The following is a 24365-nucleotide window of genomic DNA, read 5'->3' on the forward strand; positions in this document are numbered from 1 at the left end:
CCGCCATTCGCTGGCGGGGCCCGGTTTCGTTCAACCGCGCGGCGCCGCTCAGGCCGCCGCGGGCGCTCCACGCGGCCGGTGCGGGCGCGAGCGGTAGATCAGCGTGAGCACGATGGCGAGGTTGATCAGGTTGAAGGCGATGCCGTTCAGGAACGCCATGCCGTAGGAGCCGGTGACATCGTAGATCCAGCCGGACATCCAGCCGCCGAGCGCCATGCCGACGATCGTGGACATGATGACGATGCCGACCCGCGCGCCCGCTTCCGCCGGCGGCAGATATTCACGCACGATGATCGCATAGGACGGGACCAGCCCGCCCTGGCTGAGGCCGAAGATCGCGCTGACGACGAAGAGCGAGGTGAGCCCGTCGAACGGGATATAGAGAAAGAGCGCGGTGCATTGCAGGAGCGAGCCGATGAGAAGCGTCTTCACGCCGCCGATCACGTCCGACAGCATGCCCGACGCGATCCGGCTGCAGACCCCGCCGAGCAGCATCAGCGACAGCATCTGGGTCCCGACCCCGGCGCCGTAGCCGAGATCGACGCAATAGGCGATAATATGCACCTGCGGCATCGACATGGCGACGCAGCAGCCGATCCCGGCGACGCAGAGCAGGATCTGCAGCTGGCGCGGCGTGAATCCGGCGGTCATCGCCGCGGTCTGAGCGCGCTGGCTCGCCAGGTTCATGGCCCCGGCCGGCGGGCGCCGGCGGAGCAGCAGCGCGAGCGGGATCGAGAGCACGGGCACCATCACCGCGAGCGCGAGATAGACCGCCTTCCAGCCCTCGTCCGCCAGAAGGTCCGAGAGCGCCCAGGGCCAGAGCGCGCCGGCGAAGTAGTTTCCGCTCGCGGTCAGCGCGACGGCGACGCCGCGCCGGCGCATGAACCAGTGCGAGATATCCGCCATGACCGGGGCGAAACTGGCCGAGGAGCCGCAGCCGATCAGGAAATGGATCGCGGTCAGAAACACGAAATTGGGGGCGATGGTGGCGAGCGCGTAGCTGAGGCCGAGAAGCGTTGCGGCGCAGCAGACGGAGATGACGACGCCGAACCGGTCGACCGCGCGGCCGACGACCACGCTGCCGACCGCGAAGCCGATCATGGAGAACACATAGGGGATGCTGGCCTCGCCCCGGCCGATGTCGAACTGAGCCTGCACCGAGGGCAGCACGGCGATATAGGACCAGATGCCGACGCCGCCGGCGATGGCGATCAGCATCGTGACCAGAAGGCGGGCCCAGGAATAGCCGCTGTCGAAGATATCGTCCGGATCCCGGGCGTCCGCGCCCCGCGCGGCCTTGGTCTCGTTATGCATTGGAGTTCATGCTTTCATGGGTTTGGAAATCGGATCCGGAGGTTTGGTGGGTTCGAGAAAAAGGGCCAGCAGTTCTTCGGCGGCGAGGCTCGGGGCGGCGTCTCCGGCTTCGACGCGCCGGATCGCCTCCGGCAATGCGCGCGCGATGCGCGGATCGGCGGCGAAGGCGGCCTTGAGGCCCTCGTCCAGCTCGAAGCGCATCCAGCGCACGGCCTGCGCCCGGCGGCGCGCGGCGTGAAAGCCGCTCTTGCGGCGATAGGCGTCGAGCGCGGTCAGCCGCGCCCAGACCCTCTCCAGCCCGTCGCCGGTGAGGGCGGAGGCGGTCATCGCGGCGGGGACGTCTTTCGGGTCGCCTTCGCGGCGGCGCATCAGGCGGAGCGCGCCGGCGTAATCCGCGGCGGTGCGGACGGCGGCGGCCTTCAGGTCGCCATCCGCCTTGTTGACGACGATGAGGTCGGCGATCTCCATGATGCCGCGCTTCACGCCCTGCAATTCGTCGCCGCCGGCGGGGGCGAGGAGCAGGAGGAACAGATCTGTCATGTCCGCGACCATGGTCTCGGACTGGCCGACGCCGACCGTCTCCACGATGACGACATCGTGACCGGCCGCCTCGCAGAGAATGATCGCTTCGCGGGTGCGCCGCGCCACGCCGCCGAGCGCGGAGCGGGACGGAGAGGGGCGGATGAAGGCGCCCGGCGCCCGGCTCAGCCGCTCCATCCGGGTCTTGTCGCCGAGGACCGAGCCGCCCGAGCGGGTCGATGAGGGATCGACCGCGAGCACCGCGACCTTCAGGCCGCGCTCGATCATCTTGAGCCCGAACGCCTCGATGAAGGTGGACTTTCCGACGCCCGGCGTGCCGGTCAGGCCGAGCCGGATCGTGTGGCCGGAATCGGAATAGAGCGAGTCGATCAACTCTCTCGCGGTCGCGCGGTGGTCCTCGCGGGTCGATTCGACCAATGTGATCGCCTGGGCGAGGGCGCGCCTCTCGCCGCTGACCAGCCGCTTCCGCAAATCGTCCGCCGCGCTCATGCCGCCTCCCACCGTGATCCTCCCGGTTCTGGCCGAAATCCGGCGCTTGGGCAATGGCGGGGCCAGCGGGCTTCGCGCGGCGGCGGAAATGGCGTAGGCGGGGGCGATGACCTCGCGCGCTCAGATCGATCTCGCCGCCGCCTCGTCCGGCCTGCCGGTGGCCGCCGCGCTGCCGGCGCTCCTTTGCGCGCTGTCCGGCGCGGGGCGCGCGGTGCTGACCGCGCCGCCGGGGGCGGGAAAGACGACGCTGGTCCCGCTCGCGCTTCTTGGCGCGGACTGGGCCGAGGGGCGGATCCTGATGCTGGAGCCGCGCCGGCTGGCGGCGCGGGCGGCGGCGGAGCGGATGGCGGCCCTTCTCGGGGAGCGGGTGGGCGAGACCGTCGGCTACCGGGTCCGGGGCGAGGCGAAGATCGGGCGGCGGACCCGGATCGAGGTGCTGACCGAAGGAATCCTCACCCGGATGCTGCAGAGCGACCCCGCGCTCGAGGGCGTGGCGGCGGTGATCTTCGACGAATTCCACGAGCGCTCGATCCACGCCGACCTCGGGCTGGCGCTGGCCTGGGAGGCGCGGGGCGCGCTCCGGCCGGATCTCAGGATCGTGGCGATGTCGGCGACGCTGGACGCGGCGCCGGTGGCGGCGCTGATGGACGGGGCGCCGATGGTCCACGCCGAAGGCCGCGCCTTCCCGGTCGAGACGCGCTGGCTCGACCGGTCCGCGGCGGGCCGGGTGGAGGCCGAAGCGGCCGCCGCCGCGCGCCGGGCGCTGGCCGGAGAGGAGGGCGATATCCTGATCTTCCTGCCGGGCGCGCGCGAGATCGGCCGCGCCCTTCGCCTGCTGGAGGGGGTGGAGGCGGAGATCCGTCCGCTGCACGGCGCGCTGTCCTTCGCGGCGCAGCGCGCGGCGCTCGCGCCCGCGGGGCCGGGCCGGCGGAAGGTCGTGCTGGCGAGCGCCATCGCGGAGACCTCGCTCACGGTCGAGGGGGTGCGGGTGGTGATCGACGGCGGGCTGGCGCGCCGCTCGAGGTTCGACCCCGGCGCCGGCATGGCCCGGCTGGTGACGGAGCGGGTGACGCGGGCCGAGGCCGACCAGCGCCGCGGCCGGGCGGGCCGGCTCGGGCCCGGGCTCTGCATCCGGCTCTGGACCAGGGGGGAGGAGGCCGGGTTCGCGCCCTTCGCGCCGCCGGAGATCACGGCGGCGGATCTCGCGCCCTTCGCGCTGGATCTGGCGAACTGGGGGGCCGCTCCGGGGGATCTCCGGTTTCTCGACCCGCCGCCCGAAGCGGGGCTCGCCGCGGCGCGCCGGCTTCTCGGCGCGCTCGGCGCGCTGGACGGCGCGGGGCGGATCACCGGCCATGGCCGGGCGATGGCCGCGGCGCCGGCGCATCCCCGCCTCGCGCACATGATGCTGAGCGCGCCCGCCGGGGAGCGGGGCGCGGCCGCCGCGTTGGCGGCGCTGATCGAGGCGCGGGACCCGATGATCGGCGCCGGGGCCGATATCGGCGCGCGGCTGAACGCGCTGTCCGCGCCCGGGCGGGCGGGCGCGGCGGAGGGCGCGCTCCGCCGCATCCGGGCGGAGGCGGAGCGGCTCGCGAAGCGCGTCGGCGCGCCGCCGCCCTGGCGGGGCGGCGGGCGCGCGCCGGCGGGCCCGCTGCTCGCCCGGGCCTTCCCCGACCGGGTCGCGATGCGCCGGCCGGGCGCCGGGCCGACGGGCGCGGCGCGGTATCTTCTTGCGAGCGGGAAGGGGGCCTGGCTGCCGGCGGAGGACGCGCTGGCGGCGGAGCCGTTTCTGGTGGCGGCGGATCTCGACGGCGACGCGACGGAGGCGCGGATCCGCCTCGCCGCGCCGATCGGGCGGGCGGAGATCGACGCGCTGTTCGCCGACCGGATCGAGGAGACGGCGGCCTGCCGCTGGAACCGCCGGGAGCGACGGGTGAGCGCGCGGCGCAGGCTGACGCTCGGCGCGCTGGCGCTGGAGGAGCGGCCATGGCCGGAGGCGCCGGAGGCGGCGCTGGCGGCGGCGCTCATCGAGGGGGTACGCGATCTCGGGCTGGAGGCGCTGCCATGGACGCCGGCGGCGCGGCGGCTGGCGGCGCGGGGCGAATGGGCGCGGGCTCGGGGCGCGGCGGCGCCGTCGCTCGCGCCGAAGGATCTGCTGGCCGAGCTGGAGGACTGGCTCGCGCCCTATCTGCCGGGCTGCCGGAAGCTCGAGGATCTGACCCGGCTCGATCTTCACGCGCTCCTCTCGGCGCGGCTCGGCCATGAGGGGCGCCGGGCGGTGGACCGCGTCGCGCCGGAGGCGTTCACCGCGCCGGACGGCGGCGTCTGCCGGATCGATTACGACGGGGCGGCGCCCGCCATCGCGGCGCCGCTGCAGGCGTTCTTCGGGCTGGATCGGCATCCGACGGCGGGGGGCGAGGCGCTCAGCGTCTCGCTGCTTTCGCCGGCGGGGCGCCCGCTGCAGGTGACGGCGGATCTGCCGGGGTTCTGGCGGTCGTCCTATGCGGATGTGCGCAAGGAGATGCGCGGGCGCTACCCGCGCCATCCCTGGCCGGAGGATCCGCTCAGCGCCGCGCCGACGCGGCGGGCGAAGCCGCGCGCGCGGCGCTGAGCGGGCCCGTCCTCACGCCAGCCGCGGGCGGCGGGCGCCGCGCGACGACGCCCAGCCGAGAAGGCCGACGGCGAAGACCAGAAACGCGGCCGACGCCGGCAGCGGCACGGGCGACAGCCGCATGACGGCGCCGTCCGTCGGCGAGGAGCCGTAGACGGAGACGAAGAACTCTCCGGCCCGCCCCGCGGCGAAGCCGGTGGGATTTTCGATGCCGCCATAGATCAGCGCGGTCGCGCCATCGAGGCCGATCGAATGGATCGCGCCGGTGGTTCCCGGCCCGAGGAGGCTGTCGCTGTCGAGTTCGAGCGCGAAGAGGGTTCCATCGGCGCCGAAGGCGACGTCGATGATGTTGGTCAGGCCGCCCGCGACGATCGAAAGATCGCCATTGTCGAGGCTGAACACGTTCGCGCCGCCGACCGGGAATGGAAAGCCCGTCAACTGCCCGAAGAACAGCGCCCCGTCCGCGTTGATCGCGGCGCCGGTCGGCACCGCCTGATAGAACGGCCCGCCGGGCAGGCCGGCCGGCGTCGGCGCGGCCGGGAGGGTCGCGACGGCGGTCATCGCGCCGGTCATGTCCACCGAAATCACGCTGTTGCCGCCGGCGTCGGTCACCAGAAACCCGGAGCCAGAAGCGACGACGCCATAGGGGTTGCTGTCCGCGCCTTCTCCTCCCGGATCGTTCGCGGCTTCGAAATCCGCAAGATTGGCGAACGCCGTCGCCGTGCCGGCGGCGGTGTCGATGGCCGCGAGCGTGCCGAGCAGGCCGACATTCGGCTGACCGGCGAGGAGGCTGCGATTCGCCGGGGCGCTCCCGAGCCCGATCGTCGCGTAGAGGCCGCCATTCGCGCCGAAGGCGAGGCCCTGCGGGCCGGTGGCCTCCGCGCCGCCCGCCGGAGCGAGCGACGGCAAGCCCGAGACGACGCGGCTCTGCACGCCGTTCAGAAGCCGGCTGATCCCGCCGGTCGTCCCGTATCGGCTCTCCGGCGCGCCGCCATTCGCCGGGAGGCTGGGCCCGTCGCCGCCGCGCCCCGCCTCGGCGACATAGAGCGCGCCGTCCGGCCCCATCACGAGCCCGCGCGGGTTGAGAAGGCCGCTCATCACCGTCGACTGGGCGTAGGCCAGCGGCGCGGCGCTCGCCGCCTGCGGGGAAAGCGCGAACGCCGCCGTCAGAGCGACGCCGGACGACAGGAGATATCCTGCGGCGCGCCTGACCGACGCTGGCCGGAGCCGGGGCCGGAGGAGGGCGACGTCGGTTGATGGAGAGATGCTCACGGCGATTCCTTTTGATCAGATCAAGCCGGTAATCGGCATACTCTCATCAAGTAAACGCGCAAGCGAATAGTTAATGGTTCATGTAAAAATCGTTAACGGATCATGTTTTTCATATCTCTGCGGGCCGGGCCATCGAATCTGGCCCGGCCCGCAGAGCGCGTCGCCCCCGGCGTCAGATGCAGATCACGTCCAGCGGCGGGAAGCCGTTGAAGCCGACCGATGAGTAGGTCGTCGTATAGGCGCCGGCCGCGCGGATGAAGATCCGGTCCCCGGACTTCAGCGCCAGGGGCATCTCCATCGGGCGCTTCTCGTAGAGAACGTCCGCGCTGTCGCAGCTCGGCCCGGCCAGAACGCAGGGGCCGCCCGGAAGCCCGTCATGCGGGGTCGCGATGTGATAGCGGATCGACTCGCCCTCGGTCTCCGCGAGGCCCGAAAACCTGCCGATGTCGAGATAGACCCAGCGATGGATGTCGTCCGGCGACCGGCGCGAGACCAGCACGACCTCGGCCGCGATCACGCCGGCCTCGGCGACGAGGCCGCGGCCGGGCTCCGCCATCACCCTGCGCGCGCCGGGGAAGCTCGCCTCGATCATGGTCATGACCTCGGCGGCGTAGCTCTCCGGCTCGTCGATCTCCTCCTCGTAGAAGGCGGGGAAGCCGCCGCCGATGTTCACGAGGTCGAGATCGAACCCCTCGGCGCGGGCCGCCGCCCAGACCGGCGCGAGATCTTCGAGCGCGGAGCGCCACATCGCGGCGCGGCGGGTCTGCGAGCCGACGTGAAAGCTGAAGCCGACCGGCTTCAACCCAAGCTCGCGGGCGCGGCGCAGCAGCGGCGCGGCGCCGGCCGCGGGAACGCCGAACTTGCGGCTGAGCGGCCAGTCCGCCTCCGAGCGCTCGACCAGGAGGCGGATATAGACCTCGGCGCCGGGCGCGTTCTCGGCGATCTTCTCCAGCTCCTCATCCGCGTCGGCGGCGAAGACGCCGACGCCGACGCTCCAGGCGAAGGCGATGTCGGCGGGCTTTTTCACCGTATTGCCGAAGGAGACATCCTCCGGCCGTGCGCCGAGGGAGAGGCAAAGCTCGATCTCGGCGCGGGACGCGGCGTCGAAATGCGCGCCCTCCTCGACCAGCCGCGCGATGACCTCGCGCGCCGGGTTCGCCTTCACCGCGTAATGGATGACGGCGCGGCCGAGCCCGCGGCGGAACGCGCGATAGCGCGCGGCGACCTCGTCCAGGTCGATGACCAGCGTCGGCCGGCCGAAAACCTGGGCGCGGGCGTAAGCCTCCGCCCGTCTCCAGGGTGCAATGATACGCTCTACGGGCGCGAGCCCGGCTACGTTGGCGTTCATGGTCATCTCCGTCAGATGGCGCCCTTCCGGGGCGCGGCGTCCAAAAGAGACGTTACCGTCGCTACGTAACCGAATGAGGACCGGAATCCTCGACGGGCCAGAGGCGCGTGCGTTGGCGTCGTGCGTCAGGATTTGAGGCGCTTCGCGGCCAAATGCAAGCAAAGTTTTCGCGCCGGGCGGAATGAATTTCGAGTGTGGATTTCAGGCCGCCTGAGGGGAGACGGATTTGGTGAAATAGACCCGGTCGAAGCCGGCTTCGCGCCGCCTCCCGGTCTCCCACCAGCCAAGATTCGCATAGAGGGAGAGGTTCTCGGTCATGGCGGCGTTGGTGTAGAGATCGAGCCGCCGGAGGCCGCGCCGGCGGGCCTCCGTCTCCGCGAAATCGAGAAGCGCGCGGCCATGGCCCTCGCCATGCCGCTCCGGATGAACGGCGACATTCTCGATATGAAGAGAATCAGCCGATCGACGCATGACGATGAAGCCGAGAATCTCCGCGAACTCCGCCAGCGCCCAGACCTCGTCGGCGGCGATCAGGGCCGCGAAGTCGGCGAGCATGGGCGCGGGCTTTCGTCCGATCCGATGAATATAAGGCGTATATGCGGCGACCGCGACGGCGCGGATCGGCGCCGCGTCTTCAGGGCGCGCTCGCTGGATCTGCATCTCTCTCCTCCTGCTTTTGCACGGCGTCGCGCCATGCTAGGCGGAGCGCAGAGCGAGGGCAAAGTGACGAAGACCGAGAATCCCGACATTCCCGCCGACGCGACGCCGATGATGGCGCAATACCTGACGATCAAGGCCGAGCATCAGGATGCGCTGCTCTTCTATCGGATGGGGGACTTTTACGAACTCTTTTTCGACGACGCGCGTCAGGCCGCCGCCGCGCTGGACATCGCGCTGACGAAGCGCGGCAAGCATCTCGGCGAGGACATCGCGATGTGCGGCGTGCCGGTCCATTCCGCCGAGGCCTATCTCCTGACGTTGATTCGCAAGGGATTCCGCGTCGCGGTCTGCGAACAGCTCGAGGATCCGGCGGAGGCGAGGAAGCGCGGCGCGAAATCCGTGGTGGCGCGGGGCGTCACCCGGCTGGTGACGCCGGGCACGCTGACCGAGGACGCGCTGCTCGACGCGCGGGCGGCGAACTGGCTGGCGGCGTGGGCGGAGATCCGGGGCGAGGGGGCGCTGGCCTGGTGCGATCTCTCCACCGGGGAGGTGCGCGTCGCCGCCACGCCCCGCGCGGGGCTCGGCCCGCTCCTCGCCCGGCTCGCGCCGCGGGAGGTTCTGGTCGGACCGGCGGCGGAGGACGACCCTGCGCTGGCGGATCTGATCGAGGAGTGCGGCGCCGTCGCCACCCGGCTTTCCGCCGCCGCCTTCGACAGCGCGGCCGGCGCGGCGCGGCTGAAGGCGCTCTACCGGGTGGGGAGCCTCGACGGCTTCGGCGCGTTCAGCCGGGCGGAGACGGCGGCGCTGGGCGCGGTCGCCGATTATATCGAGATCACCCAGAAGGGGGCGCTGCCGCTCCTGCGCCCGCCGCTGCGGGAGGGGACGGCGGGCGCGATGCGGATCGACGCCGCGACGCGGCGCAATCTCGAGCTGATGCGCGCGCTTTCCGGCGGCCGCGAAGGGTCCCTCCTCCACGCGATCGACCGGACCCGGACCGGCGCCGGCGCGCGGCTTCTGGCGGCGCGGCTGGCGGCGCCCTCGACCGATGTCGCGGAGATCCGCCGCCGGCTCGACGGGGTGGACATGTTCGTCGCCGATTCGCAGGCGCGCGACGCGGCGCGCGACGCGCTCGGCCGGGTCCCGGATATCGAGCGCGCGCTGAACCGGCTGGCGCTGGAGCGGGGCGGGCCGCGGGATCTGGCGGCGATCCGGGCGGGGCTGGAGCAGGCGGCGGCGCTGAAGGCGGCGCTCGGCGAGGCGGAGGCCGCGATCGTCAGGGACGCCGCGGCCGCGCTCGGCGGGCATGAGGATCTGATCGCGCTGCTCTCCGGCGCGCTGGTCGAGACGCCGCCGCTTCTCGCCCGCGACGGCGGCTTCATCCGCGCCGGGTTCGACGGCGATCTGGACGAGGCGCGGACGCTCCGCGACGAGGGCCGCTCCGTCATCATGGCGATGCAGGCGGAATACCAGGAGCTGACCGGGGTCTCGGCGCTGAAGGTCCGGCGCAACAACGTGCTCGGCTATTTCGTCGAGACGCCGGCGGGCCACGCCGAAAAGATGATGTCGCCGCCGCTCTCGGAGACGTTCATCCACCGCCAGACGCTGGCCGGGCAGGTGCGCTTCACGACGCGGCCGCTCTCGGACATGCAGACCAGGATGCTGGAGGCGGGGGGCCGCGCGCTGGAGATCGAGCAGCGCCTGTTCGCCCGGCTGCGGGAGGCCGTGACCGTGGCGGCGGCCGCGATCGCCGCCACGGCGGCGGCGCTGGCGGAGATCGACCTCGCGGCGGCGCTGGCGGCGCTGGCGGCCGAGGAAGGCTGGACGCGCCCGGTGGTGGAGGAGGGGCGCGCCTTCGTGATCGAGGCCGGGCGCCATCCGGTGGTCGAGCAGGCGCTGCGCCGGGCGGGGGAGGGCGGCTTCATCGCCAATGACGCCGACCTCTCCGAAAACGCGCGGCTCTGGCTGCTGACCGGGCCGAACATGGCGGGGAAATCGACCTTTCTCCGGCAGAACGCGCTGATCGCGGTGCTGGCGCAGATGGGAAGCCGGGTGCCGGCGGCGGCGGCGCGGATCGGCGTCGTCGATCAGCTGTTCAGCCGCGTCGGCGCGGCGGACGATCTGGCGCGGGGGCGCTCCACCTTCATGGTGGAGATGGTCGAGACGGCGGCGATCCTCAATCAGGCGGGGCCGGGCGCGCTGGTGATTCTCGATGAGATCGGGCGCGGCACCGCCACCTATGACGGGCTCTCCATCGCCTGGGCGGTTCTGGAGCATCTCCATGACGTGAACCGCTGCCGCGGGCTGTTCGCGACGCATTACCATGAGCTGACGGCGCTCTCGGCGCGGCTCTCCTCGCTCGCCAACGCGACGATGGCGGTGCGCGAATGGGAGGGCGAGGCGGTCTTCCTGCATGAGGTGCGCCCCGGCGCCGCCGACCGCTCCTACGGCGTGCAGGTGGCGCGGCTGGCGGGTCTGCCGGCGCCGGTGGTCGCGCGGGCGCGCGCCGTTCTCGAAATGCTGGAGGCGGGCGAGCGGGACGGCGGCGCGAAGGCCGCGCGGCTGATCGACGATCTGCCGCTGTTCGCCGCCCGCCCCGCCCCGGCCCCCGCGCCGAGCGGGCCGTCGCCGCTCGAGGCGGCGCTGGCGGAGATTTCACCGGACGATCTCACGCCCCGCGAGGCGCTGGAGGCGCTTTATCGCCTGAAGGCGGCCGCCGGGAGCTGAGCGCGCCTCAGGCCTTCCCGCAGCGGGGCCCCTCGGGCCGGGTCCAGATGAACACGAGGACGCAGGAGAGGATCGCGGCTTCCGCGGCGATCAGCCAGAGCGGGAGCGCGAGAACCACCGCGGGGATGATCGCCGCCGCGATGGAGAGGGTGGAGATCCATTTCACCCGGCGCCGGATCGCGCCATGCGCGCGCCAGTCCGCGATCGGCGGGCCGAAGGCGGGATGGTCGAGCAGCCAGCGATAGAACCGCTGCGACGAGCGCGCGAACGCAAATGCGGCCAGGATGAGGAACGGGACCGTCGGCATGACCGGCAACACCGCGCCGACCGCCCCGAGAGCGAGGGCGAGACAGCCGACGACGAACCAGAAACCCCTTCTCATGACGCGCGCTCCGGCTTCGGCGCGCCCCCCGCGCAAGCGCCTTCCGCGCCCCCGGCGGGAGCGCCCAAATCCAGGCTAATCCCCCGCCACATAACAAGAACCTCCGCCCGTTGCCACCCATTGCCCCACAAGGAGCATCAATAGGTTGGAGGCCGGATCGGAAGCCATGGTCCGCGCCGGTCGCGTATCGGCGGATGATTGATCCGCCGTCTGGCCGGCCGATGCTCCGCCACGATCTGAAATAAGCCATGGTGGAGACGCCCGCACTCCATTCGGTGGACATGGTCTCATGAAATCATAGCCATGAAAATGTCCAGCGATATATGACATATCGTAAATAAGAGTCGAATAGATATGTGATAGTCGTGCAAATATGTCAAATAGGTAAAGTGGTAAGATATATTATCTTGCGATATATACTTTTCACATGAAAGTAGGCGGAGGGGATATGAAATAGTCAAAAGTTATCGGATTTAATAAATAATGAAAGAAGAATTTAATATTCCATCAATAGATGGATTGAGGGCTGTATCAATCTCTATAGTATTCATAGCCCATGCGGGATACGGATATATCATCCCGGGCGGCTTCGGCGTCACGGTCTTTTTTTTCTTGTCCGGATATCTGATCACGACGCTTCTGGCGCGGGAGTGGGGCCGCTACGGCTCCATATCGCTGGAGGCGTTTTACCTTCGCCGCGTCCTGCGCCTTGGGCCGCCAATACTCATGACCATATGTGTCAGCTCTCTGCTTGTCTTTCTGGGTGTTGTCGATGGGCGCCCGGACTTCATGACGACCATGAGCCAGATATTCTTCTTCTATAACTACTTTTCTCTCACCGACGCCGGCGTCGAGACGGCGACGGGGCTCAACGTCCTGTGGTCTCTCGCCGTCGAGGAGCATTTTTACCTGGTCTGGCCGGCGCTGTTCATCCTTCTCGCCGCCGGCCGCTTCGGCGTTCGCCACCAGGTGGCTCTGCTTGTTGCGATCCTGATCTGGCGCGGCGTCCGCTACGCCTGGTTCGGCTCCGATGAGTGGACGATCTACATCTCCACCGATACGCGGTTTGACAGCCTGCTCTATGGATGCCTTCTCGCGCTGCTGACGTGGCGCGGGTATGCGGCCAGGATATTCCGCCCCGGCGTCGTCGCCCGCGTGGGGTGGCTCGCCGTCGGCCTCGTCGTGTCGCTGGCCTGCCTTCTGATCCGCGACCCGGCTTTCCGCTCCATCCTGCGATACAGCCTCCAGGGGTTGGCCTTGATGCCGATCTTCCATTACGCGGTCACGAATCCGGCCGACCCCTGGTTTCGTCCTCTGAACTGGCCTGCGCTGCGCCGGATCGGGCAGTGGTCCTATACGATCTACCTGGTCCACTATGTGATCATCTCGGCCCTGATCTATAACGGCGTCGCGGCGTCAGGAGATCCGCTGCTGATCGCGGCGGCGGCTGCGCTCTCCATCACGTTCGCGGCGGCGTCCTATCGCTGGCTCGAAAAGCCGCTGCACCCGCTACGGCGGAGGTTGACGGGCCATTGACGGGCTGCGGTTTGGCGGGGCCACAGCTCGCAAAACACCCGCGCAAACTCGAAAGCGCATTGATAAACAGGGGGAAAATCGCAAGCTGGCGGCCCCGGCAGGACTCGAACCTGCAACCTCGGACTTAGAAGGTCCTTGCTCTATCCGGTTGAGCTACGGGGCCGGACTTGATCCATCGGCGGACCCGGGCGGCGAAGGCCGGGGCCGGCGGTCGTCGTTCACGCGCGCGGGCCGGGTCAGTGGGTCCAGGCGCCGCGCCGGTTATAGGCGTAGTTTCCGCCGTAGCCGCCGGGCTTTATGATATGCCGGCCGCGCTTCGGGTTCTCCACCTGATAGGGGAGGCCGCGCCCCTCCGCGTAGGCGACGGCGGCCTCTTTCGTCGGAAACTTCATCCGGACCTGGCGGCGCATGTCGCCGGAGCCGGTCCAGCCCATCAGCGGGTCGATCCGCTTCGCCTCGGCGGGGTCGAACTCCAGCACCCAGTCGGTCCGCGCCTTACCTGCTTGCATGGCGTTGCGGGCGGGTTGATAAATACGGGCGAGCATGGCGTCCTCGAGCGAATTGATGTCGCCCGAGTTTATGTCGGATCGTCGGCCGGGGCGCAAGGCGATCGGGCGCGCGGAGCGGCGCGCGCGCTGTTGCCGCACCCGGCTGTCGCGCCTAACTGTCACGCTGAGGAAAGGCCGCGCCCATGACCGCAGATATGGCAGACACGCTCGTCTCGACCGCCCAGCCCCCGCTTCGCGACAAGCTCGAAGGCGGCGTGAAGATCGTCATGGAGACGGAGTTCACCCCGGCGGGCGACCAGCCGGCGGCGATCGCGGAGCTGACGGCGGGGGTGGAGGCCGGCGAGCAGGACCAGGTTCTCCTCGGCGCGACCGGCACCGGCAAGACCTACACCATGGCGAAGGTGATCGAGGCGACGCAGCGGCCGGCGCTGATCCTCGCGCCGAACAAGACGCTGGCGGCGCAGCTTTATGGAGAGTTCAAGTCGTTCTTTCCGAATAACGCGGTCGAGTATTTCGTATCCTATTACGATTACTATCAGCCGGAAGCCTATGTCGCCCGCTCGGACACCTATATCGAGAAGGAGGCGCAGATCAACGAGCAGATCGACCGGATGCGCCACTCCGCGACCCGCGCGCTGCTGGAGCGGGACGATGTGATCATCGTCGCTTCGGTCTCCTGCATCTACGGCATCGGCGCGGTCGAGACCTATGGCGCGATGATGCAGGACCTGCGGGCGGGGGAGAGCTACGTCCAGCGCGACGTGATCCGCGAGCTGGTGGCGCAGCAATACAAGCGCAACGACGCGGCCTTTCAGCGCGGCTCCTTCCGGGTGAAGGGCGACACGCTCGACCTCTGGCCGGCGCATATGGAGGACCGGGCGCTTCGCTTCGCGTTTTTCGGCGACGAGCTGGAGGCGATCAGCGAATTCGACCCGCTGACCGGGGAGCGGACCGGCGCGCTGGACCGGGTGCGGATCTACGCCAATTCGCATTACGTGACGCCGCGCCCGACGCTGAATCAGGCGATCAAGCAGATCAAGGTGGAGCTGGCGCACCGGCTCGCCCAGTTCAGGGAGGAAGGGCGGCTTCTGGAGGCGCAGCGCCTCGAGCAGCGGACCAATTTCGACCTCGAGATGATGGAGGCCACGGGCTCCTGCGCGGGGATCGAGAATTATTCGCGCTATCTCACCGGGCGCAAACCGGGCGAGCCGCCGCCGACGCTGTTCGAATACATCCCCGACAACGCCCTCGTCTTCGCCGATGAGAGCCATGTCTCGGTGCCCCAGCTCGGCGCCATGTACAAGGGCGACTACCGGCGGAAATCGACGCTGGCCGAACATGGCTTCCGTCTTCCGAGCTGCATGGACAACCGGCCGCTGAAATTCGAGGAATGGGACGCGATGCGCCCGCAATCGATCTTCCTTTCGGCGACGCCGGGCCGCTGGGAGCTGGAGCGGACGGGCGGCGTCTTCACCGAACAGATCATCCGGCCGACCGGGCTGATCGACCCGCCGGTGGAGGTGCGCCCGGTGACCGCCCAGGTCGACGATCTGCTGGACGAGGTGCGGCGGGTCTCGAAAGAGGGGTACCGCGCGCTCGTCACCGTGCTGACCAAGCGGATGGCGGAGGATCTGACCGAATATCTGCATGAGCAGGGCGTGCGCGTCCGCTACATGCATTCCGATATCGACACGCTGGAGCGGATCGAGATCCTGCGCGATCTTCGGCTCGGCGCGTTCGACGTTCTGGTCGGGATCAACCTTCTCAGGGAGGGGCTGGATATTCCCGAATGCGCGCTGGTCGCGATTCTGGATGCGGACAAGGAGGGCTTCCTCCGCTCGGAGACCTCGCTGATCCAGACCATCGGCCGGGCCGCGCGGAACGTCGACGGCAAGGTGATCATGTATGCGGACCGGATCACCGGCTCGATGGAGCGGGCGATCGGGGAGACCGACCGGCGCCGCGAAAAGCAGGTGGCCTATAACGAGGCGCACGGGATCACCCCGGCGAGCATCAAGAAGAATATCGGCGATATCCTGAGCGGCGTCTATGAGCGGGACCATGTGACGCCGGAGGCGACGGGCGTGAAAGGCCTGGTCGGCGGGAATCTGAAGGCCCATCTCGACGGGCTGCGCAAGGACATGCTGAGCGCGGCGGAGAATCTCGAATTCGAGGAGGCGGCGCGGCTCCGGGACGAGCTGCGGCGGCTCGAGGCGGTGGAGCTGGCCATCGCCGACGATCCGATGGCGCGGCAATCGGCGGTGGCGGCGGCCTCGGAGGCCGCGCGCACGCCCGGCGCCCCGCGCGGGCGCTCCCATTCCGGCAAGGCGGGCACGCGCACCTATCGCGGCAAGAGCCAGTCCACCTGAGAGAGCGCCGCCGCCCTCAGCCGGCCTCGCGCATGGCCTTGAGGCCGAGCGTCCAGCGCAGCAATTCGTCGAGCAGCGTGGCGGCGGACCTGTCGATCGGCTCGGTCGGGTGGAATTCGCCGTCCTCGCCGATCAGGTTGGAGACCATCTGCACCATGACGCCCTCCATCATCGGCATCATTTTCAGCGTCGTGATCTGCAACTTGGCCGCCTGCGCCGCGCGCAGGCCGCCCGAGACGCCGCCATAGCTGACGAAGCCGCACGGTTTGTAATTCCACTCCCGGTAAACGTAGTTCAGCGCGTTCACCAGCGACGGCGGCGGGCTGTAATTGTATTCCGGGGTCACGAATACATAAGCGTCCGCGGCGGCGACGCTCTCCGACCAGGCCTTGGTGTGCGGGTTCTGGTATTTTTGCTGCGCCGGGTGAAACGGCTCGTCGTAAACCGGCAGATTGAAATCCGCGAGATCGACGAGCCGGGCGTCGAACTCGCCATGGTTTTCGGCGAATCGCTGAAACCAGCGCGCGACGGACGGGCCGACCCGCCCGGGCCGGGTCGAACAGATCACGATATGGAGCCTGGGTGACATCGGCGTTCTCCTCTGAATCTGAACAGCGCCCGCGCGTCCGGCGCCAAGCGGTCTCAGGCGGAAAGTGGTCTCAAAAGACGGGGCGCTTGTCCAGCCGGCGGGCCGGTCCGGCGGCGCCCGGAGATGGCCGGCCCGGCCGTTCGGCGCGCGCGCCGAGGGTCATGTGGAGACGGGCGGCGGAGAGGAGGTTGGCTCGACATGCCGAGCCGTCCGCCGCCCGCCTCCACATGACCCCGTCCCGGTTAGGGCGAGGTAAACGGCGTCAGACGCTTTCAGCCGGCGCGGGGCGGATGGCGACGCCGTTGATCCGCCATGCGCCGTCCACCAGCTGCATCAGATAGTCCGCGATGAAGAGCCGCCCCTGGCGATCCTCGAACAGCATCGTCTGCTGCAGGCCGCGCGGGGTCTGGGTCAGCGCGCCGGTGGTGACGTTTCTCGGCCGCCAGACCATCGGATAGCCGGTCGTCACCATGCGGCTGAAACCCTCGGGGTCGCGGAACAGCCCCTGGATCGCGGGCGAGGCGTAGGCGAAGGCCCCGGCCCAGTCATCGGCCCGCATCGCCTGGATCTGTGCGTGGATCGTGGCCTCTATCCCGGCGGCGTCCTCAACCGATTGCGCGGCCGCGGGGCCGATGAGCGCGCCGAGCGAAAGCGAAGCGGCGACGAGAGCGACGGCGAAACGCGTCATGGCGATCTCCTTTCCTGGGTGGAAGATGGCTTGATGCGGCGGGAAGGCAAGTGACGAGAGTCACACGGGGAGGGCGCGGCGCCGGCTTGCGAAAATGCGCCGCGCCGCGCCCCGATTTCGTCTCGCCTTTACGATTTGTTAACCATGTTCGCGGCCCATGGGCCAATGGCGTGGCGCGGGTTTTTGAGCGTGGCGGCGGTGCTCCTCGCGGAGCTTCTCGCGGGGGGCGACGCCGCCGCCGGCGCGTGGACGCGCGCCGAGGGCGAGGGATTCGCCGCCCAGTCCGTGCGCTATTTCTCCACCGACGTGTCCACCTCGTCCTCCGTCGACTTCGCCAAGGCGTCTCTCGGCCTCTATGTCGAATACGGGCTGAGCGACGTGGTGACCATCGGGGCCGATCTCGACCAGGGGTTGCGGCTCGACGATGTCGGCTATGGCGCGCAGGACGGATGGATCGGCGGATTCCTGCGCGCCCGGCTCGCCAAGGGCGAGAGCGACGTCTTCTCGGTGGAGATCGGCGGCGACTGGCCGCTCTCGGACCTCGCCTCGCCGGCGGCGCCCGGCGGGGACGATTCGAAGGAGATCCGGGCGCTGGCGCTCTATGGCCGCGGGGTGGAGACGCCGCTCGGCCTCGGCTGGATCGACGGCGCGTTCGGCTTCGCCAAGTTCATCGGAGACCGGGCGGACGAGCTCCGGCTGGACCTCACCTTCGGCGCCCGCCCGGATGAGGACTGGGTTCTGATGACCCAGGTTTTCGGAACCTACGGCCTCCGCAACGCCGCGTTCGGCGGCGTCGATTTCGATCTCCTCAAGGCGCAGGTCTCGGTCGGGCGGCGGATCTTCGGCGAAAAGACCCTTCTGATCGGCGTCGCGCGGGACGTGCTGACGCGCGGAATCTCGCCGGGTTATGAGGTTTCGGTGACGCTCTGGTCGCTGTTCTGACGCGCGATCGTCGGTCGGAGGCCGCCGCTCTCGCCTGCGCCGGGCGGCCCGACCGGACGCCGGGACCGGGCGGGGACCCCCGGGGGCCGCTCAGCGCGCATGGCCGGGAAGAGTCGCATTCCGCCATTGCGAACCGAGAAGGATTCGCGAATTGCGAAGCGGCGGGCGCGGCCAGCGGCCGATCGCGCCTTGTTCGCGTATAGATAATGTTTTTCATCAAATACAACCGATTAGCCCGCGCACGTTGAAGTGGCGCAATCGCCGGATCTGCCCGCAATGGTTTTGGCACGCGCCTTGCGTCCAGTCAGGTGGGGGAGGCGCTGGGGGAAAGCGACTCCGAGCCGCTCGCGGGGTGTGTTGTGTCGCCCCGTCCGCGGCGCCAGAGAGGGTCCGGCGTCGTGTGGGGCGCGCCGGGCCCTCCTCATCCCGGCGGAGCCGCTCCGGTTCACCGTTCATCGCGCCGCGCGCGCCGAATACCGCATCATTGCAGGTGATCGACCAAAGCGACGCGCGCAGATCCTTGCCCCGTTCGCTCGCCCCGTTCTATAAGCCCGCAATCATGAGCAAGGATTGGAGCGTGTCCTGCCGGAGATATCGCAAATGAGCGTCGAGCGAGTTTTCAAGTCTTATATCGATGGAAATTTCGTTGTTTAGAGATTTTCTTGACGATATCGACAACTATTCCTCGGACCCGGAAATATTCCTGAATGTCCCGTTCGTGCCTACTGAAGAGGCCGTGGTGGAGGCGATGCTGGACCTCGCCGGCGTCGGCCCGAAGGACGCGCTTTTTGATCTGGGGTCAGGCGACGGCCGCATCGTGATCGCCGCCGCGAGAGATCGGGGCGCGCGCGGCGTCGGCGTCGAGATCGATCCGCGGCGCATCGCGGACGCCATGGAGGAGGCCGGATCGGCGGGCGTCGAGCGGTTCGTCGATTTCATCGAGGAGGACATCTTCGATGTCGACTTCAGCGAAGCGACCGTCGTCACGCTCTATCTTCTGGAATCGGTCAACACGGCGCTGCGCCCCCGCCTCCTGAGCGAGTTGCGCCCGGGCGCCCGCATCGTTTCACACGCCTTCGGCATGGGCGACTGGAAGGCGGACGACTGGCTCAGGCTGGGCGACGCAAGCCTTTACAAATGGATCGCGCCGGCCCGGGTCGCGGGCGTCTGGGAATGGGAGAGAGCGGACGGCGCGCGGTGCCGCGTCGACCTCCGGCAAAAATATCAGGAGGTCTCCGGAACCGCCGAACTGGCCGGAAAGGAGGCCCGTCTCGAAAGCGCGCGGCTGTGCGGCGGGCGGCTGGAGGTGAGCCTTCGGCGGGACGAGGCGGCCCCGCCCGACAGATTCACCCTGAATTTCGGCGACACTGGCCTGCGCTCCGTCGAAGAGGCGCCGGCGTCCGGCTTCATGGGCGGAAAGCCGGATCGGCGCCCGACATGATCGGCGCTCCGCGAGGCCGTTTCGCCTCCCGCCCGAACCCCGGTCGGAGATGACCATGCCGCGCGCCGCGCCGGGTGGGCGCGCGGCCATGGGCGGCGCCGATTGCGGAGGGCTCCGCAATCGGTCCTGGCGAGGATCCCGTCAGGGATATGCCCGGCGGGGCGGTCCGTCGGCCCGGGTCTGAGCCTCCCGCCTATCTCATCTTTTTCGCGCCAAGCGAGGATACGGATTTCCCGGCGAGCGTGTTCGCGGTCGCGGAGACTTTCGGCTTCTCCGCCTTCGGTTTCTTGGCTTCCTTGTTGCCGCGCTTGTTGTTGCCTTTGCCCATGGTCTTTCCTTCCAATTCGCAGCGATCCGGCGCCGGGATGGCGGGGGTCTGGCTGCGGTCCTTCATCGATCGCCTTCAGAAGGCCTGCGGTCGCGTGACGTCCGGTCCGGTTCAGCCTGGCGTGGTCTCTTTCGCCGTGGTCGCGCCCCGCGTCAGCTGCAGGCCGCGCGGCATGGTCGTGATCGGCGATTTGAACATGATGTTGGCGGCGTCGAGATCTTCGGCGCTGTCGATCTCGATCCAGGTCGAGCCGGTGATATCGAGCGCGTGAAACGCGGCTCCCCCGGCCGCCAGCCGCGCATAGGCGGCTTCGCAACGGGCCTGATCATACGCCGGGTCGTCCATCATCCGCGCAAGCTCCGCGAAAAGCAGCGGTCCGGTCTTGGCGCTGATCTTTTCGATCCCGATCGCCTCGCCCGTGGCGGACCCGGGATCAACAGATTCGCCGATCTCAAGCACGCGCATCTGGCCGTCCACTATGACCCTCGCCTCTCGATCTTCAAGCGGGATTTCGCGGTCGACGCAGAGGATGTCGGGGATCTCGCAGTCGACGAGCCGCCTCAGGATCGCGACGTCGAACACCACGTTCGCGTCGAACCTGACGAATTCGGCGCCGCCGATCGCGGGCGCGGCCAGCAGCAGGGAATGGGCCGTGTCGCCGCCGTGGTGGCGGTCGGTCGCGACATAGGTGATGCGGACCCCCCGAAAGGCCTTGTCGACAAAGCGCTTGACCTCATCGGACCGGTCGCCGAGCACCAGCACGAATTGCGAGATCCCGCAGCTGAGGCAGTTGCGGATGGTCCGCTCGAGGATGGCCGAGCCGCCGACGGAGAGAAGGCTTTTCGGGGGGGCGTCGTTCAGCGGGCGCGGCTGCGATCCGGCGCCGGCCGCCAGAATGACGGCTACGGGCGGACGTTTGGTCTCGTATCTCATTATCGAACATGTCCCTCTCGGACGGTGTTGACGGGGAAGGCTCCGGGGCGCGCGCGACGTCCAACAGGCCGGCGCCGACAGGGCGGATCGGCGGCGATCCGCCTCGCGGTCACGACGGTCTTAAGCGGGAGGTCGCCCCTCGCACGCCTAAGTATTCACAGGTCTCTAGGCCGGAGCGATGAGCGCGGTGCTATGCGAAGGCGTAAAATACACGCCGGAAGCGGAAGATGATCTATTCGGGAGACTTGACCGTCTGGATTGTCGTCATGAATAATATCGCCCATTTCGGCGGCTGGGGCTCTACATATGGTTGCGAAGCGGCCAAAGGGCAAGGGGCGGCTCCGGCCGCGGCCTGCGGGAGAGGCGCGGCCGCGGAGCCGGAATCATCGCGCGGCGCGGGCTGTTTTTCTACCCGGGATCTTCCGCAGGGGCGCAACCGCATCGAGGAAAGGAGCCACGGATGGACTTGGGTGAGGACGCGCACGCCTGGATACACCTCGTGCTGACCCGCTCGAAATTCGCGCAGGCGCTCGGGATCGAGGTCGTCGAGGCGGAACCCGACCGGGTGGTGCTGAAAATGCCGTTTCGCGAGGAGTTCACCACGGTCGGCGCCATCGTGCACGGCGGCGCGATCGCGACGCTGATCGACATCGCCGCGGCGAGCGCGTCGGCCTCCGGGATCAGGGACGGCGAGGTGGCGGGCGGCGCGACCGCCAGCATGAACATCTCCTACCTCGCGGCCGCCGACGGCGCGGACCTGACCGCCGAAGCCGCGATCATCCAGCGCAGCCGCCGCCAGACCGTCGCCGATATCGACATCCGCGACCAGACCGGCGCTCTGGTCGCAAAAGGCGTGGTGACGAGCCGGTTTGTTCTGAAGCGGTGAGGGCGTTGGCGCCGGCGGCCTCGGGAGGGGCGCGGCGGGGGAGAAATGAGGGGCGCGCGCGCGTGGCCGCGCCGGTCCATTTGGCGGCGTTCGCGGCCCTCGGCGCCTCGGCCGGCTGACCATCGGGGAAAACGCCGCCCGAGCCGCCTGGCCGACGTTTCAAGCCTTGCGCGACCGGGGGCGTCCGTCAGCTCGGTTTGCGCCGTCCCAGCGCGCCAAGCGCCGCGACCGCGGCCCCGAGCAACAGAACGGAGGCGGGCAGGGGAACCTGGCTCACTGGCGGATTGTTGTCGACGACATCGAAACTTACGGTCCAACGCGCCTCCGCGCTCCGCCGGCCAAAGTCCGGGGTGTCGATGAACGGGTTCAACGCGAAGACGCCCGCGCCGAGGCGCTCGATCCCGGAGGTCCCGCCGACGATCTCTTCGCTGATTCTCTCGCCCGATACGCCGGTCGTGATGTCCTTGGCGAACTGCACGTCGATCGACGGCGCGCCGTTCGTGATTTCCTTCATGCCGATCCCATAGAAATCGAATGGGTCGAATTGGTCGACCACGTTCAATTCCATCGACACGGAGGCCCCGGTGATTTCAAAGCCGCTGGCCAGTTCGAAAAGCAGGCGATCGCCGCTGTCTCCGGCGCATCCATCGATCGTGCAATCCACCCTCATCGCGCCGCTGAAGCTGACGATGCCGGCGGGAATGGGGCCGACGAAATCGTCATACGTGAGAATGCCGTTGGGCAGGTAAATGGGATTCAGGGCGTTGAAGCCGAAATCGCCGTCGGGCTGGATGAATTCGGTCCCGATCCCCCGGCTGCTTTCGCCATAATAGGTGGCGGCGCTGGCCAATACCGGGCTCAGGGCGAGAGTGGCGGCGACAAGGAAAGGCGTGGAAAGTCGGAACATGAGATCCTCAAGGTCAGGCGTTTCGAAGCGACATCCCAAGAAGGATCTCCCCGGAAAGGTTATGTCGTCCGACAATATTCTGGCAAGCACTTAATTTCGGGCGCCGGCTGGCGGCCGCGCCGCCGGCGACGACGATCGGTTCCGACCGGCGAAATTCCCCGGACGGGCTTTTCGCGCAGGCGCGGCGACATCCCGCTTCGCCCGCTCGTCGGCTCCCGGCGTTTCGCCCCATCGGCCCCGCAGATGGCGATAGCGCCGGCTCTCTGGTAAAAGCGGCGCCGACCGACCGACCGGGCGCCGCCGCGCCTTCGGCGCCAGGACGAGGGGGAGGCATGGCATGATCATCGGCTACAGGCGGGAGGGCGCGGGGCTGGCGGAGGCCCCCGCGATCGAGGATGCGGGCTGGATCGATCTCTTCCGGCCGGATGAGGCGGAGAGGGCGCGCGTCTCCGAGCTCATCGGCGCGACCCTGCCGAGCCGGGAGGATCAGGAGGAGATCGAGCGCTCCTCGCGGCTCTACATCGAGGACGGCGCGGCGTTCATGACCGCGATCGTGCCGGCGCAGGCGCTGAGCGACGCGCCGGTGCTGGCGCCCGTGACCTTCATCCTGACGCAGGACCGGCTGGTGACGCTCCGCCGGCACGATCCGCAGCCGTTCCGGACCTTTCCCAAATTCGCCGCGCGGGCGCCGCTCGGCTGCGATTCGCCGGGGACCATCCTGATCGGGCTCGTCGACGAGATCATCGGCCGCCTCGCCGACATCACCGAGAATGTGGGCCGGGAGATCGAGGGCATGTCGCTGGCGGCGTTCCGCTCCGACGCCAACGCCGGGCGCGACATGCGCAAGACCCTGCGCGGAATCGGCCGGAAGGACGACACGGTGATGCAGGTCCGCGAGTCGCTGCTGACGCTGGAGCGGATCCTGGGCTTTCTCGGCCCGGTGATGGACCAGAGGAAGGCCCCGGCCGATGTCCGGCTGATGCTGCGAAGCCAGATCCGCGACATCCGCGCGATCAGCGAGCAGGCCGGGTTCCTGATGCAGAAGACCGCGCTGCTGCTGGATGCGACGCTCGGCCTGATCAACATCGAGCAGAGCGCGATCATCAAGGTCTTCTCCGTCGCGGCGGTGGTGTTCCTGCCGCCGACGCTGATCGCGTCGATCTACGGGATGAATTTCGCGGTGATGCCGGAGCTTTCCTGGCCCTACGCCTATCCGGCGGCGCTGGTCGCGATGGTCGCCTCGGCGGTGGGGCCGCTCTATTTCTTCAAGCGGAAGGGCTGGCTCTGAGCGGGACGCGCGGGTCCGGGGCGCGCGGCGCCCTCATCGCCGTGCTCGGCCCGTCGGGCGCGGGCAAGGACACGCTGATCGCGGGCGCGGCGCGGGCGCGGCCGGATCTGGTCTGGGCGCGGCGCGCCGTCACCCGGCCCCCGGACGCGGGGGGCGAGCCGTTCGAGAGCCTGACGGTGGACGAATTCCTTCGCCGCCGCGCGGCCGGGGAATTCGCGCTGCACTGGGCGGCGCATGGGCGCCTTTACGGGGTTCCGGCCTCGATCCGCGACGCGCTGGCCGCGGGGCGGCCGGTGATCTTCAACGGCTCGCGCGCCGCGCTCCCGGACGCGCGGCGGGCGTTCCCGGAGCTGCGGGCGATCTTCGTCACCGCGCCCGAGGCGGTGCTGGCGGCGCGCCTCGCGGCGCGCGGGCGCGAGGACGCCGCCGAGATCCGCGCCCGGCTCGCGCGGGCGGCGCTGGCGCCCCTCGGCGCTCCGCCTCCGGGGGCGGGCGTCATCGTCAACGACGGGACGGTGGAGGCCGGCGTCGCCCGGCTTCTGGCGTTGCTCGCGCCGGCGGAAAGCGACGGGCGCGGCGCAACGGGCGGTCGCAATCGCTGAAATTCCGGAT

Annotated in this window: 21 protein-coding genes and 1 tRNA gene; 9 read left to right on the forward strand and 13 right to left on the reverse strand. The window is 69.3% G+C overall.

Going from position 1 to position 24365, the window contains the following annotated elements:
• Window positions 1–48: 48 nt before the first annotated feature.
• Both WG921_RS03070 and meaB read right to left on the reverse strand, forming a co-directional pair.
• Window positions 49–1314 (reverse strand): MFS transporter, encoded by a 1266-nt coding sequence (locus tag WG921_RS03070; RefSeq protein WP_340107732.1) that lies wholly within the window; start codon window positions 1312–1314, stop codon window positions 49–51.
• A 6-nt stretch (window positions 1315–1320) separates the two neighbouring features.
• Window positions 1321–2343, reverse strand: coding sequence for a methylmalonyl Co-A mutase-associated GTPase MeaB (meaB, locus tag WG921_RS03075; protein WP_340107733.1), 1023 nt, complete (start codon window positions 2341–2343; stop codon window positions 1321–1323).
• 106 nt (window positions 2344–2449) lie between these two features.
• Here meaB and hrpB point away from each other — a divergent pair, with 106 nt between their 5' ends.
• The gene (gene hrpB / locus WG921_RS03080) at window positions 2450–4951 is read left to right on the forward strand and encodes an ATP-dependent helicase HrpB (protein WP_340107734.1); all 2502 of its coding nucleotides are present in this window, start codon (window positions 2450–2452) and stop codon (window positions 4949–4951) included.
• 12 nt (window positions 4952–4963) lie between these two features.
• On the opposite strand, the gene WG921_RS03085 is transcribed toward hrpB, so the two are convergent.
• From WG921_RS03085 to WG921_RS03095, 3 genes are all read right to left on the reverse strand, one after another.
• Complete coding sequence (locus WG921_RS03085) at window positions 4964–6223, reverse strand: ScyD/ScyE family protein (RefSeq protein ID WP_340107735.1); 1260 nt, start codon at window positions 6221–6223, stop codon at window positions 4964–4966.
• A gap of 172 nt (window positions 6224–6395) precedes the next feature.
• Window positions 6396–7571, reverse strand: coding sequence for a type III PLP-dependent enzyme (locus WG921_RS03090; RefSeq protein ID WP_340107736.1), 1176 nt, complete (start codon window positions 7569–7571; stop codon window positions 6396–6398).
• A gap of 201 nt (window positions 7572–7772) precedes the next feature.
• Entirely contained in the window at window positions 7773–8231 is a 459-nt protein-coding gene (locus WG921_RS03095) for a GNAT family N-acetyltransferase (RefSeq protein WP_340107737.1), read from the reverse strand.
• 108 nt (window positions 8232–8339) lie between these two features.
• Between WG921_RS03095 and mutS the strand changes: the two genes are divergently transcribed.
• On the forward strand, window positions 8340–10955 hold the full coding sequence (gene mutS, locus WG921_RS03100; RefSeq protein WP_340108004.1) for a DNA mismatch repair protein MutS: 2616 nt from the start codon (window positions 8340–8342) through the stop codon (window positions 10953–10955).
• Window positions 10956–10962: 7 nt separating this feature from the next.
• On the opposite strand, the gene WG921_RS03105 is transcribed toward mutS, so the two are convergent.
• Window positions 10963–11337, reverse strand: a complete 375-nt coding sequence (locus tag WG921_RS03105; protein WP_340107738.1) for a YbaN family protein — start codon at window positions 11335–11337, stop codon at window positions 10963–10965.
• 483 nt (window positions 11338–11820) lie between these two features.
• Here WG921_RS03105 and WG921_RS03110 point away from each other — a divergent pair, with 483 nt between their 5' ends.
• Complete coding sequence (locus WG921_RS03110; protein WP_340107739.1) at window positions 11821–12873, forward strand: acyltransferase family protein; 1053 nt, start codon at window positions 11821–11823, stop codon at window positions 12871–12873.
• An 86-nt stretch (window positions 12874–12959) separates the two neighbouring features.
• On the opposite strand, the gene WG921_RS03115 is transcribed toward WG921_RS03110, so the two are convergent.
• Window positions 12960–13036, reverse strand: a tRNA-Arg gene (locus tag WG921_RS03115).
• A gap of 73 nt (window positions 13037–13109) precedes the next feature.
• Complete coding sequence (locus WG921_RS03120) at window positions 13110–13418, reverse strand: ETC complex I subunit (RefSeq protein ID WP_340107740.1); 309 nt, start codon at window positions 13416–13418, stop codon at window positions 13110–13112.
• Between the two features lie 146 nt (window positions 13419–13564).
• On the opposite strand from WG921_RS03120, the gene uvrB reads away from it, so the two are divergent.
• Entirely contained in the window at window positions 13565–15751 is a 2187-nt protein-coding gene (uvrB, locus tag WG921_RS03125) for an excinuclease ABC subunit UvrB (RefSeq protein WP_340107741.1), read from the forward strand.
• Between the two features lie 16 nt (window positions 15752–15767).
• Here uvrB and WG921_RS03130 read toward each other — a convergent pair whose 3' ends face one another.
• Together WG921_RS03130 and WG921_RS03135 are read right to left on the reverse strand one after the other, a co-directional pair.
• A complete protein-coding gene (locus WG921_RS03130; RefSeq protein WP_340107742.1) occupies window positions 15768–16340 on the reverse strand; it encodes an NADPH-dependent FMN reductase in 573 nt (190 codons plus the stop codon).
• 262 nt (window positions 16341–16602) lie between these two features.
• Window positions 16603–17028 (reverse strand): DUF4864 domain-containing protein, encoded by a 426-nt coding sequence (locus tag WG921_RS03135; protein ID WP_340107743.1) that lies wholly within the window; start codon window positions 17026–17028, stop codon window positions 16603–16605.
• A 189-nt stretch (window positions 17029–17217) separates the two neighbouring features.
• Here WG921_RS03135 and WG921_RS03140 point away from each other — a divergent pair, with 189 nt between their 5' ends.
• Both WG921_RS03140 and WG921_RS03145 read left to right on the forward strand, forming a co-directional pair.
• On the forward strand, window positions 17218–17970 hold the full coding sequence (locus tag WG921_RS03140; protein ID WP_340107744.1) for a hypothetical protein: 753 nt from the start codon (window positions 17218–17220) through the stop codon (window positions 17968–17970).
• Between the two features lie 646 nt (window positions 17971–18616).
• A complete protein-coding gene (locus tag WG921_RS03145; protein WP_340107745.1) occupies window positions 18617–19411 on the forward strand; it encodes an SAM-dependent methyltransferase in 795 nt (264 codons plus the stop codon).
• A 193-nt stretch (window positions 19412–19604) separates the two neighbouring features.
• On the opposite strand, the gene WG921_RS03150 is transcribed toward WG921_RS03145, so the two are convergent.
• Both WG921_RS03150 and WG921_RS03155 read right to left on the reverse strand, forming a co-directional pair.
• Complete coding sequence (locus WG921_RS03150) at window positions 19605–19805, reverse strand: hypothetical protein (protein ID WP_340107746.1); 201 nt, start codon at window positions 19803–19805, stop codon at window positions 19605–19607.
• Window positions 19806–19850: 45 nt separating this feature from the next.
• Window positions 19851–20672, reverse strand: coding sequence for a phosphocholine cytidylyltransferase family protein (locus WG921_RS03155; protein ID WP_340107747.1), 822 nt, complete (start codon window positions 20670–20672; stop codon window positions 19851–19853).
• 460 nt (window positions 20673–21132) lie between these two features.
• Here WG921_RS03155 and WG921_RS03160 point away from each other — a divergent pair, with 460 nt between their 5' ends.
• A complete protein-coding gene (locus WG921_RS03160) occupies window positions 21133–21558 on the forward strand; it encodes a PaaI family thioesterase (RefSeq protein ID WP_340107748.1) in 426 nt (141 codons plus the stop codon).
• Between the two features lie 187 nt (window positions 21559–21745).
• Here the strand turns inward: WG921_RS03160 and WG921_RS03165 are convergent, their stop codons facing one another.
• Window positions 21746–22465, reverse strand: coding sequence for a VPLPA-CTERM sorting domain-containing protein (locus WG921_RS03165; protein ID WP_340107749.1), 720 nt, complete (start codon window positions 22463–22465; stop codon window positions 21746–21748).
• Window positions 22466–22802: 337 nt separating this feature from the next.
• Here WG921_RS03165 and WG921_RS03170 point away from each other — a divergent pair, with 337 nt between their 5' ends.
• A complete protein-coding gene (locus WG921_RS03170) occupies window positions 22803–23753 on the forward strand; it encodes a magnesium transporter CorA family protein (RefSeq protein ID WP_340107750.1) in 951 nt (316 codons plus the stop codon).
• Entirely contained in the window at window positions 23750–24355 is a 606-nt protein-coding gene (gene phnN, locus WG921_RS03175) for a phosphonate metabolism protein/1,5-bisphosphokinase (PRPP-forming) PhnN (RefSeq protein WP_340108005.1), read from the forward strand. The genes WG921_RS03170 and phnN overlap by 4 nt, the downstream gene beginning before the upstream one ends.
• Window positions 24356–24365 lie beyond the last annotated feature (10 nt).

The sequence above is a fragment of the Paludibacillus litoralis genome (genome assembly GCF_037646705.1).
GTDB classification, from domain to species: domain Bacteria; phylum Pseudomonadota; class Alphaproteobacteria; order Rhodobacterales; family Rhodobacteraceae; genus Pikeienuella; species Pikeienuella litoralis.